This is a genomic window from Cupriavidus sp. PET2-C1 (assembly GCF_054515855.1).
On the sequence record NZ_CM137259.1, the window covers coordinates 2486254 to 2496699 of the forward strand.

The 10446-nt window shown below is 67.8% G+C and carries 10 protein-coding genes; 3 read left to right on the top strand and 7 right to left on the bottom strand.

What is annotated here, in order from left to right; translation table 11 throughout:
- Positions 1-157 precede the first annotated feature (157 nt).
- Positions 158-1870 (top strand): methyl-accepting chemotaxis protein, encoded by a 1713-nt coding sequence (locus tag ACX12D_RS11250; protein WP_459371208.1) that lies wholly within the window; start codon positions 158-160, stop codon positions 1868-1870.
- On the opposite strand, the gene ACX12D_RS11255 is transcribed toward ACX12D_RS11250, so the two are convergent.
- The 3 genes from ACX12D_RS11255 to ACX12D_RS11265 form a co-directional block, all read right to left on the bottom strand.
- Positions 1867-3033, bottom strand: a complete 1167-nt coding sequence (locus ACX12D_RS11255) for a glycerate kinase (protein ID WP_459371209.1) — start codon at positions 3031-3033, stop codon at positions 1867-1869. The genes ACX12D_RS11250 and ACX12D_RS11255 overlap by 4 nt on opposite strands.
- Entirely contained in the window at positions 3030-3413 is a 384-nt protein-coding gene (locus tag ACX12D_RS11260; RefSeq protein WP_459371210.1) for a VOC family protein, read from the bottom strand. The genes ACX12D_RS11255 and ACX12D_RS11260 overlap by 4 nt, the downstream gene beginning before the upstream one ends.
- Positions 3414-3530: 117 nt before the next feature.
- Positions 3531-4430: a LysR family transcriptional regulator gene (locus ACX12D_RS11265; protein ID WP_459373999.1), complete on the bottom strand. Its 900-nt coding sequence runs from the start codon at positions 4428-4430 to the stop codon at positions 3531-3533.
- Between the two features lie 225 nt (positions 4431-4655).
- Between ACX12D_RS11265 and ACX12D_RS11270 the strand changes: the two genes are divergently transcribed.
- Both ACX12D_RS11270 and ACX12D_RS11275 read left to right on the top strand, forming a co-directional pair.
- Positions 4656-5633: a D-2-hydroxyacid dehydrogenase gene (locus ACX12D_RS11270; RefSeq protein WP_459371211.1), complete on the top strand. Its 978-nt coding sequence runs from the start codon at positions 4656-4658 to the stop codon at positions 5631-5633.
- 222 nt (positions 5634-5855) lie between these two features.
- Entirely contained in the window at positions 5856-6500 is a 645-nt protein-coding gene (locus ACX12D_RS11275; protein ID WP_459371212.1) for a hypothetical protein, read from the top strand.
- 49 nt (positions 6501-6549) lie between these two features.
- Here ACX12D_RS11275 and ACX12D_RS11280 read toward each other — a convergent pair whose 3' ends face one another.
- The 4 genes from ACX12D_RS11280 to ACX12D_RS11295 form a co-directional block, all read right to left on the bottom strand.
- Positions 6550-6873 (bottom strand): FmdB family zinc ribbon protein, encoded by a 324-nt coding sequence (locus ACX12D_RS11280; protein WP_441630138.1) that lies wholly within the window; start codon positions 6871-6873, stop codon positions 6550-6552.
- A 106-nt stretch (positions 6874-6979) separates the two neighbouring features.
- Positions 6980-8212, bottom strand: a complete 1233-nt coding sequence (gene fmdA / locus ACX12D_RS11285) for a formamidase (RefSeq protein ID WP_459371213.1) — start codon at positions 8210-8212, stop codon at positions 6980-6982.
- A gap of 138 nt (positions 8213-8350) precedes the next feature.
- Positions 8351-8863: an AmiS/UreI family transporter gene (locus tag ACX12D_RS11290; protein WP_174427428.1), complete on the bottom strand. Its 513-nt coding sequence runs from the start codon at positions 8861-8863 to the stop codon at positions 8351-8353.
- Positions 8864-9081: 218 nt separating this feature from the next.
- Complete coding sequence (locus ACX12D_RS11295; RefSeq protein ID WP_459371214.1) at positions 9082-10314, bottom strand: helix-turn-helix transcriptional regulator; 1233 nt, start codon at positions 10312-10314, stop codon at positions 9082-9084.
- Between the last annotated feature and the right edge of the window lie 132 nt (positions 10315-10446).

Consider the following 10446-nt stretch of genomic DNA (forward strand, 5'->3'; position numbering starts at 1 on the left):
GCCTGCCTGCCCGGGGGCTACCCACCACGCGCGCGCCCGATTTGCTCCGCGCGTTCGTGCTTGTAGCAAACAGCCAGCGCGTCGAGGCCTTGCTTCAACTTCAAATGGCGTCGCCGTAAACGAGCATTGAGATCCCTCTCAATCCATGGATTAAACAATGCTCCCCAACTTAACCATCAAGGCACGGCTCGCCATTGCGATGCTCGTGCTTTCCGTCTTGCTGCTTGTCGTCGGTGCACTGGGCTTGCTCGGCATGTCGCGCAGCAACGCGGCGAACCATGCCACGTATGCCAACCAGATGCCGAGCGCCATGGCGATCGCGGAGGCCGATATCTGGCTGGGCCGGGTCCGCACGGCGCTGTTCAGTGCTGGCATGGAGCCGGAATCTCCCCACGCTGCCGAACTGCTGACCCGCACGGAGAAATTCCTGGCGCAGTCAGAGTCCGCCTGGCAGCGTTACCTGTCCTTGCCGCGCGACGCGGAAGAAGAGCGGCTGGCCCAGGATGTCATCGCCAAGCGCAAGGCGCTGTACGTTGCGCTCGATGCCTTCGCCGCCGCCGTCAAGTCGGCCGACCACCAGAAGATCGTCGAGGCGGGGGTCGCGCAAACGCCGTACTACGCCGCGCTGCAAGCCAGCGGCGAAACGCTCAGCCAGTTCCAGTCGGCGCTGGCCAAGCGCAGCTATGAGGCCGCCGAGGCGTCTTATGCCACCTTCAGAGCGATCACCATTGCCGCGTTGCTGGCGGGGCTGGCGCTGGCCATCTATAGCTGGGTAGCCCTGCGCCGCGCCATTGCGCGCCCGCTCGACGCGGCGCTCGCGCACTTCGGCCACATCACCGCGGGCGACCTGAGCCGCCCCGTTGAAATCCACTCGCAGGATGAAATGGGCCAGTTGCTGTCAGGCATCGCGAAGATGCAGGACGGCCTGGCGCAAACCGTCTTGTCCGTGCGCACGGGCAGCGAAACGATCGCGGCGGCCACCAAGCAGATTGCCGCCGGCAACATCGACCTGTCGTCGCGTACCGAACAGCAAGCCGCGTCGCTCGAAGAAACCGCGGCCAGCATGGAAGAGCTCACCACCACCGTCAAGCAGAACGCGGACAACGCGCGCCAGGCTGCGGTGCTGTCGGCCACGGCATCGGAAACCGCCAATCACGGCGGCGAGGTGATCCGCGACGTGGTCGCGACCATGAGCGAGATCAACGAGAGCTCAACCCGCATTGCCGACATCATCAGCATCATCGAGGGCATCGCCTTCCAGACCAACATCCTGGCGCTGAATGCGGCCGTGGAAGCGGCGCGCGCCGGTGAGCAAGGCCGGGGCTTCGCGGTCGTCGCCGGCGAGGTGCGCTCGCTCGCGCAGCGCTCCTCCAGCGCCGCCAAGGAGATCAAGGACCTCATCGACAAATCCTCGGCGCGCGTGACGACCGGCACCGCGCTGGTGGACCAGGCGGGCTCGACCATGACCGAGATCATCCGCGACATCCAGCGCGTCTCCGACATCATGGGCGAGATCTCCGCCGCGTCCGTCGAGCAGACCGCCGGCATCGACCAGGTCGCGCACGCGGTGAGCCAGATGGATGAAGTGACGCAGCAGAACGCATCGCTGGTGGAGGAAGCGGCGGCGGCGGCGCAATCGCTGGAAGAGCAAGCCGCCAAGCTGAAAGACACGGTGGCGGTGTTCCGGCTGGGCAACCAGGGCGTAGCCGGCACGGCGAGTGCGGCGAGTGCAGCTGTGCCCCATGCCGTGCGAGCCGCAGGCCGGCCTGCGGCATCGTCGCCGCGCCGCGCCGCACCGGTGGCACAGGTGGCACCGCGTGCTGTTGCGGCTTCGGCGCCGGCCTCGGCATCCGACTGGTCGTCCTTCTAAGCGGAACGCCGCGCGGCCGCGTAGAGCCGCGCCAGCTGCGCGGCGGCGGCTTCCAGCAGCGCCCCGCCCTGCGCGATCGACCAGGCCAGCGACGCAGGGCCGGCCTGCACCGAGAAGCAGCCATCGAATGCCTCGCGCAGCAGCGCGCCATCGGCAATCGCTCCCGATAGCAAGGTCACGGGCACGCCGTGCCGGCGTCCCAGCGCCGCGATCAGCGCCGGGCCCTTGCCAAGCAAGGTCTGGCGATCAGAGCGGCCTTCGCCGGTCAGGATCCAGTCGTACCCGGCCACCGTCGCCAGCCCGGCGGTATCGAGAATAAAGCTGCCTCCCGGCAGCAATGGCGCGCCAAGCAGCCGCAAGGCAAAACCCAGCCCGCCCGCGGCGCCCGCGCCCTGCGCTAGCGCTGCGTGGCAACCGAGCGCCAGCTCGCAACGGCCCGCGAACTCGCCGATCACCTCGTCCGCTTGCGCGAGGTCCGCCACGCCTTTTTGCCCGCCAAACATCATGCTGGCGCCATGCGGCCCGCACAACGGGCTGGTGACATCGGTGAGCGCCACCAGGCGCAGCCCTTGCAGCAGATCCGCATCGACGCGAGGGCGCAGGCTGCGGATCGACGCAAGATTGTCGGGCACCGGGTCGATGCGCTCGCCCGCGGCATCGAGGAAGTCCAACGCCAGCGCCGAGAGCATGCCGGCGCCGGCATCGTTGGTCGAGGAGCCGCCCAGGCCAATGACGATGGTGGCGAAACCCCGCGCGGCAATCCCGCGTATGGCCTGCCCCACCCCGCGCGTGGTGCGCGCGCCGGGCGCCGCCACCGCGTCGGGGAGGCCGGCCACCGCCGCCACATCGAAAATCGCGAAGGCGCCAAGCGCCGTGCTCTCGCAGGCGGCAAACGGCATGCGCACCGGCTGGCCGTTGGCATCCGTCACGTCCACCGCATGCCAGCGGCCGCCGCATGCCGCGGCCACCACGGCGGCCGTGCCTTCGCCGCCATCGGCAATCGGTACCTGCGTGACCACGGCGTGCGGCAGCGCATGGCGGATGCCCTCGGCCATATGCCGGGCCACCGCCGGCGCGTCCAGGCTGCCCTTGAACGAATCGGGCGCGAGCAGCACGCGCAGCGCTCGCGCCGGCACGTTATTCAACGCCATCGCGCTGGTCACGGCGCCGCCAGCTCGGAGATCTCGATCAGGTTCAGGTCCGGATCGCGCACGTAGACGGAGCGGATCTTCTGCGTGGCGCCGGTCCGCGCGACCGGGCCCGCAACGATGGGCCAGCCGGCGGCGCGCAGCCGCTCGATCACCGCATCGAGCGGGATCGACGCAATGAAGCACAGATCCAGCGCGCCGGGCACCGGCAGGTGCGCCTTCGGCTCGAACTCCGCGCCGCGCACGTGCAGGTTGATCTTCTGGTTGCCGAAGCGGAACGCCACGCGGTTCTCACCAAAGGTCTCCATCTGCATGCCGAGCACGCGCGTATAAAAATCGATGGTGGCGCCGGCATCGGTGCTGGTCAGCACCAGGTGGTCGAGGTGGTCAATCATGTCGCGCTTGCTCTCTTTGCGGTTTAGCCGAAAGCCATCATGGCAGTCGCGCAAGCAGATGAACATGTCGGAATGCGCCAGCACCCTTTCCGAAAGCGCAAGGCTGAAGCGGCCGCCTCAGTGCGGCGCCAGCAGGTGATCGAACAGCTTGCGCGCCTCGGGCTGCAGCGCTGCGGCCGATTTCACGCCAAGCCACAGCGTGCGCGAGGCCCACGGATCAGCAAGGCGGATGGCGCGCAACCCGGCGCCAAGGATCTCGGCGCGCACGGCGCCCTCCGGCAAGACCCCGATGCCAAGGCCCGCCTCGATCATGCGGCAGATCGCATCGAAGCTGCTGACCTGCACGCGCAGCTTGAGCACGCGCTCCAGCGCGGCCGAGGCGTCGGCCAGCCGCTGCAGCAGCGAGCTGCCCGGGTTGAGGCCGACGAAATCGTATTCGAGCGCGTCGGCGAAGGCCACCTCGGCGCGCGCCGCCAACGGATGATCCGGCGGCACCAGCACCACCAGGCGGTCGCGGCGGTACTCGAACTTTTCCAGTGCGCCGGCTGCGACGTTGTCGGCAAACACACCGATATCCGCCTGCCCGCCCGCCACCGCCGCGATCACCTCGCCGCTCATGCGCTCCTCCAGGCTGACGCGGATCAGCGGCTGCGCATGCAGGAACACGCCCAGGTCCCGCGGCATGAACTGGATGATGGCCGAGGTGTTGGCCCACACGCGCACATGCCCCCGCACGCCGATGGCGAAATCGCTCATGTCGCCCGCCAGGCGATTCACGGTATCCAGCACGGCCCGCGCATGGCCGACCAGCCCATGGCCGGCCGGGGTGAGCTCAAGCCCGCGCGGCAGCCGCACGAACAAGGCGCAATCGGTGGTCTTTTCCAGGTCGGCAACGCGGCGGCTGAGCGCCGACAGCGTCATGTGGGTGCGCTCGGCGGCCTTGGTAAAGCTGCCGCTCTGCGCCACCACCAGGAACAGGCGCAGGGACTGCAGGTCGAGATGGGCGGGATTGATCACGCGAAAGCGTCCGGTGGGCGGCGGCATCGATGGCGGCTGGATGGCCAAGGCCATCCAGCCATGCCCCGAGGTTTGAGAATCGGGAAAGGCTAGTGGACGAGAACGGCATTGTCAATTTGGGCGCCCGGGGCCACCATGGCCGGTCCGCGCGCGCCGCCCGATGGCCGGCGGCATGGCGCATTCACCACCCGGGCTGACCGACAGGCTTACCGACAGGCAAACACCATGAACCCATCCCAGACCACGCCGGAAGTCGTTTTCCTGGACCGCGGCACGCTGGCCCCCGAGACCGTGCTGCGCGCGTTGCCGTTCGCGCACCGGCTGACGGTCTTTGACGCCACCGCGCCGCATGAAGTGGCCGCGCGCATCGCCAGCGCACAGATCGTGATCACCAACAAGGTCAAGCTGCCGGCCGAGGTGCTGCGCCAGGCCACCAGCCTGCGCCTGGTGGCGATCGCGGCCACCGGCACCGACCACGTCGACCTGCACGCCTGCGCCGCCCGGGGCATCTGCGTGTCGAACGTGCGCAACTATGCCGTGCATACCGTGCCCGAACACACCTTCGCGCTGATCTTCGCGCTGCGCCGCAGCCTGCATGCCTATTGCGACGCAGTGCGCGCGGGCCGCTGGCAGGCCTCGGGGCAGTTCTGCTTTCACGACTACCCGATCCACGACCTGGCCGGCTCGACCATCGGCATCGTCGGCGGCGGCACCCTGGGCCGCGCGGTGGGCGAGATCGCCCGGCTGCTGGGGCTCAAGGTGCTGTACGCCGCCCGCAAGGGCCAGCACAGCGCCGACGCGCAACACACGCCCTTCGCGGACATGCTGCGCCTGAGCGACATCATCACGCTGCACTGCCCGCTGACCCCCGCCAACGTGGGGCTGATCGGCCGCGAGGAGTTCGCGCAGATGACGCGCCGCCCGCTGCTGATCAACACCGCGCGTGGCGGGCTGGTCGACGAGGCGGCGCTGGTCCAGGCGCTGCGGCAAGGACAGGTGTCCGGGGCCGGTTTCGACGTAGCCACCCAGGAGCCGCCCGGCCCCGGCCACCCGTTCCACGCACTGCGCGACCACCCCGCCTTCCTGCTCACGCCGCACGTGGCCTGGGCGAGCCGGGAGGCCATGCAGGCCCTGGCGGACCAGTTGATCGACAATATCGCGGCGTTCGCGGCTGGCTCGCCGCGCAATGTGGTCGCGGGCTGAGTCCTGTCCTACCCCGTCCCACCCTACCCTGCCATGCCCCGTCCGATTCGCATGGGACACGCCAGCCGCAGCGGCCGCCGGCATGCACCCCGGCGTCTGGCCGGGCAACAACCAAGGCGCTCGGGCGACGCCAGGATCCGTGCCGGATAGCCGCTTCGCGTCTATATTGTTTCTGTTCGGGATCACGACGGAGGGAGCATGCGTGCGCAATGCTGCAGGCTTGTGCTGGCGGCAGCGGCTGCCTGCGCGCTGGGCCTGGCCCTGAATGTCGCGCCGTGCTTCGCCCAGGCCGGTGGGGGCGAGCAAGCGCCTTTCGTGCAAATCAGGCTCGCCAGGCAGATTGCCGTTCAGGTTCCCAGGGACTGGACCATCCTGTCCGGCGCCCAAGGCCGGGCCCACGGCACTATCGCGGACGCGGTGGGGGGCGTCTCCATCGTCCCGGCGCCGCCGGGCCAAACGGTCAACCTCCTGCATGCCGTATCCAATGTGCGGAATCCGTACGCGGCCGTGATCGTCAACTCGATGGCGCAAGGGCCGGTCACGCCCGAGCAGGTCCGCCGGTTCGACAGGTCACTGCTTCTGGCATATGGCGCGAGCTTCGAGCGCAGGATGCGCGACTCCCTGAAGACATCGGGCAGGGAGATGCTCTCCATCGACGAGCCCCGCATCGAAAAAATCGGTGGCTGGCCGGCGATTGCAATCAACTACGTGCGCACCGGCGCGCAAGGCACGATCTTCGTCCAGCATTTCGACATCTATACGCCGGACCAGGAACTGCTGCTCATCCTCTCGTGCCGCGACACGGCGCGCGGCGCATGGCTGCCGCTGCTGGACCGGGTGCGCGGCTCGATCGTCGTTGACGAATAGCCTGGATGGCGATCGGCCCGGCTCCCATCGGGCCATCGGGCTGGTTCCCCTAGTGGCTGATCATCCAGGGCCGCGTGCCGGGAAAGGACTTGGCCGCGCCCGGCTTGCCGGCCAGGCCGACGCTGCCGCCCGAACAGCCACAACCTGGCCCATGGCGGTGCCCCTGGGAACTCAATGGCGCGTGGGCGCTGCGCTCGTTGCCCGCATGCGCGGCGCGGCGGGACGATGGCATCAGGGCCAGCATGGTCGCGGTGACCTGGCGCCGGGCTGCGTGGCCGCAGCCGGGGCATGGCTGCGGCGCGTCGCGCTCGTCGATGCGGCGCACCGCGGTGAAGCTGCCGCACGCCTCGCAGGCGTATTCATACATTGGCATACAGGTCTCTCCGCTCAGTGGAAAGTGGCAAGCGCGGGCCCCCGAGGAAGGCGGGAGCCCGCGCCCGCCGTGACTTCACATCTCTGGCTGGCGCTCAGGTCGGCATTCAGGCCACATCCTGCGAAAGCAGGACGTCGGCACCGCCCTTGATATGCACAATGGGCCCATTGGCCTGCGGCCGGATATCGAAGTCGAAGATCTGCGTCGGTATCCAGAGCGTGGCGCAGGAGTTCGGGATGTCCACGACGCCGCTGATATGCCCCTGCACCGGTGCCGTGCCCAGGATGGCGTAGGCCTGCGCGCGCGAGTAGCCGAACTTGGTCAGGTATTCGATCGCGTTCAGGCAAGCCTGGCGGTAGGCGACGTTCACGTCGAGGTAGTGCTGCTTGCCTTGTTCATCCACCGAGATACCCTCGAAGATCAGGTAGTCGTTGTAGGTCGGCGTGATCGGGCTGGGCTTGAAGATGGGGTTCTTGATGCCGTACTTCGCCATGCCGTCCTTGATCACGTTCACCCGCATGTGCACCCACCCCGCCATCTCGATGGCACCGCAGAAGGTAATCTCGCCGTCGCCCTGGCTGAAGTGCAGATCGCCGACCGACAGCCCCGCCCCATCCACATACACCGGGAAGTACACCTTGGAGCCACGTGACAGGTCCTTGATGTCGCAGTTGCCGCCATGCTCGCGCGGCGGCACGGTACGCGCGCCCTCGGCGGCCGCCCGCCTGCCGGCGTCCCCAACGAGCTTGCCCATATGGGCGGTCGCGGCAAACGGCGGGTTGGCCAGCGGCGGCACGCGGTCGGGGTCGGTCTTGATCAGCCCTGTCTCGCGTTCGTTCCAGGTATGGAGCAGCTTGGGGTCGGGCAGGCAGCCGATCAGCCCGGGATGGATCAGCCCGGCGAACTCCACGCCGGGCACATGGCGCGAAGTGGTGTAGACACCATGGAAGTCCCAGATGGATTTCTGCGCCAGCGGGAAATGGTCCGTCAGGAACCCGCCGCCGTTCTGCTTCGAGAAGAAGCCGTTGAAGCCCCACTGGCTTTCTGGCTTGGCGCCTACGTCCAGCAGGTCGACCACCAGCAGGTCGCCCGGCTTGACCCCGTGCACGCCCACCGGCCCGGAGAGAAAGTGGACGATGGACAGATCGATGTCCCGCACGTCATCCGCCGACTCGTTGTTCTTGATGAAGCCTCCGGTCCAGTCATAGGTTTCCAGGATGAACTCGTCGCCGGGGTTGACCCAGCAGGCCATGGGAATGTCCGGGTGCCAGCGGTTGTGGACCTGTTCGTTCTCGTACGCCGATTGCGCGAGATCGACCTTGATCAGGGTATCTGCCATATGCCTGTCTCCTTGGTGTGTGTCCGGTCAATCGCCGGATTGCGGCCGTGAAACGATGCAGCCGCCTTGGCTGCATGCCTGGATCAGCGTTGGTCGCGTGCGGCTGCCCGCCGCCGCTTTGGGGTCTATCGTTGGGGTCTATCTGAATGATTCGCTCAGCAGCAGATAGCCTGGCAGCCAGCCGGTGGCGATGCCTGCCAGCACAGTGGCAACGCCGGTGAACTTGAGGATCGGGCGCTGCATCGCCAGCAACAGGAAGTACAGGAACCACAGCACGCCCCAGCCGACCCAGCACCAGGCGAACCAGGTATCCCAGACGGAGTTGGCATGGCGCAGCGCATCAATGGCGACAGGAATCACCGTGACCGACACGAACAGGCTGAACCAGCCCAGGCCACGCCCGTCCGCACCGTTGAAGCGGTTGAGCGCAACCCACAGGTAGGTGAAGGTAAACAGCAGCGTCAGCGCACCGGCCTTGATGGATGCGCTATCCGCCTCGCCGCCGAAGATCAGCCGCAGCGACACCAGCATCGTCACCCCGCCGGCAAAGATATTGACGACCCAGATCTCGCGGTCGCCAATCTTGCCCAGCAACCACAAGCCGTTCAGGCACAGCACGGCTCCTACGTAAAGCAACGTCAGGCCTAGCATGGCGTATCTCCTCCGTGACGGATTCTGGTTGTTCTTTTTCTGTTGGCGCCGGCTGCCTCGCGGCACCGCGTGGCGACGGGTCAACTATAAGCAGGCCCGCGCGGATGCGAATCCTTCACGGCGAGGATTCCGCGCGTCATGCGGCTGGGTGAGGCTGCCTCACCCAATTGGATGAGCCGACGGATAAGGTGGCGGCGCGATGGCCAGGTGAGGGATGTTCAGGCCGGCGGGCAATGCTGCGCGTGCAGGCGCACCAATTCCATCTGGCCATGGGTGTTGGTCTTCTGGAAGATCTGCTTGAGGTGGCTGCGCACCGTGTTCTCGGACACGTGCAGTACCTGCGCCAGGCTGGCAATGGAGTGGCCGGCGAAGACCAGCGCGTTGACCCGCGCCTGGGCCTCGCTCAGCTTGAACTGGCGCGCGAACAGGCAATCGTGGTGCGCATGCTCCGCGCCCTGCCGGCGCGCGCTGACCACCACCAGCGCGCGCTCCTCGCCCAGCCCGTTGCGCATGGATGCGCCGGCGGGCTGCAGCGTGAGCGTCGTGGGCAAGGCAAAGCCGGGCGCGGAAACCGACAGCACCTGCGTGGGCACCAGCGCGGCCTGGCCCGGGTGGGCGTCGCGCGTGTCGCCGGCGTTGGGGGGAAGTCCTTGGGCAGCCCCGGCCAGCGTGGCCAGCATCTCGTGCAAGGTGCGGTGGTCGGTCGGCATCACCGCGGCAAGATACTCGCCATCCCGGTACAGGCCGCTGCCCTGCCCGCACAGCGCCTGCGCGCTGCGGTTGCAGTAGACGATGCGCCCATCCTGCTCGACCAGGAAGGTCGCGTTAGGATGGCCGTCGATGACGCACATCAGCGCCTGGCTCAGGTCGGCGGCGCTGTGGCGGTGCCAGCGGTTTTCCAGCGACAGCGCCATATGCGCCAGCAGGCCGCGGAACTCCGCCTTCTCCTTGCTGGCAAAGCGCCGCTGGTCTTCGCGCCGGTACAACTCAAGGTAGTAGACGACATCCGCCTCGCGCGCCACCACCCCGCACAAGCGATGCAGATAGCGATGGGGCCGCAGCAACGCCTGGTAGTAGTCCGTGCGGACCAGGTCGCCGCTGCCCAGCATGTCGTCGCCGCTGATCACCTGCAGGGGCTGGTAGGCCGTGCTGGAGAGGAACCACGGGTTGCGCGCGGAGTACTGCGCAAAGGTGCGAAAAAACGCCGGGTCCTCCGGGGCGCCGTGCAGCACCGCGCCCTGGCCGCCGGCCAGGTGCCGCCGCGCCAGCACGGCCATGCCCGCGGCGAACTGATCGCGCACCAGCGCAACCACGCCACGCCAGCCATCGTCGTCGCGCGCGGCGTGGATACGGTAGATCAGCTCCCCGGCCTGGCTATTGGGGCTATTGGGGCTATTGGGGCTATCGGCGCTATCGGCGCTATCGGCGCTATCGGTATTCTGGGCGGGCAACCGCGCATTCTCCTTGGCATCGGGCACAGCGGATTCGGGCAACAGCGAGCGCGATGCCGGCGGCTCCCGGCCTCTTCGATATGAGGACTGCCGGCCAGTGTTTGCGCTGGCACCCTAAATGTCAAGGCGCCG

What these genes read in the sequence shown, in the direction of transcription:
- ACX12D_RS11250 (WP_459371208.1), top strand. Translation starts at nt 158, where the DNA reads ATGCTCCCCAACTTAACCATCAAGGCACGGCTCGCCATTGCGATGCTC.
- ACX12D_RS11260 (WP_459371210.1), bottom strand. Translation starts at nt 3,413, where the DNA reads ATGATTGACCACCTCGACCACCTGGTGCTGACCAGCACCGATGCCGGC.
- ACX12D_RS11270 (WP_459371211.1), top strand. Translation starts at nt 4,656, where the DNA reads ATGAACCCATCCCAGACCACGCCGGAAGTCGTTTTCCTGGACCGCGGC.
- ACX12D_RS11280 (WP_441630138.1), bottom strand. Translation starts at nt 6,873, where the DNA reads ATGCCAATGTATGAATACGCCTGCGAGGCGTGCGGCAGCTTCACCGCG.
- fmdA (WP_459371213.1), bottom strand. Translation starts at nt 8,212, where the DNA reads ATGGCAGATACCCTGATCAAGGTCGATCTCGCGCAATCGGCGTACGAG.
- ACX12D_RS11290 (WP_174427428.1), bottom strand. Translation starts at nt 8,863, where the DNA reads ATGCTAGGCCTGACGTTGCTTTACGTAGGAGCCGTGCTGTGCCTGAAC.